The sequence below is a fragment of the Achromobacter sp. RT286_PF genome (assembly GCF_059760425.1).
Genome location: NZ_JCBAMR010000089.1, coordinates 1 through 412, shown reverse-complemented (window position 1 = coordinate 412; position 412 = coordinate 1). Strand labels below are relative to the sequence as shown.

Annotated in this window: 1 rRNA gene; it reads right to left on the bottom strand. The window is 45.1% G+C overall.

What is annotated here, in order from left to right:
- Positions 1 to 331: 331 nt before the first annotated feature.
- Positions 332 to 412 (bottom strand): 16S ribosomal RNA (locus AC6LJY_RS27975); the annotation flags it as partial.

The window sequence follows — 412 nt, the reverse complement described above, 5'->3', positions numbered from 1 at the left end:
AGGCTATAGGACCTGAGTATTAGCGTTTGTGCCGTTCATAAGTTTCAAAGCAGTCTGAGGTTATTCACCCCAGTCTTGAGAACTTGGAACAAAATAATGCAATCACAACCCGTACTTATTTTCTTCGACTTGCGTCGAGTACTTAATAAGTACATTTCGTTGTGCTTCTTCCAGATTGTTAAAGAACGAATATAGCTGTTGAGTAAAACCCAACGCATAGCGCTGCAAGCAGCGCTATGCGTTAGCTTCTACGCGGGGTCAAACAAGACTGACCCCAGCTACAAAAAACAACCGATAAGAGTGGACGCTTAACACGAGCACTTAAGCTCTGAAAGGAGGTGATCCAGCCGCACCTTCCGATACGGCTACCTTGTTACGACTTCACCCCAGTCATGAATCCTACCGTGGTAAT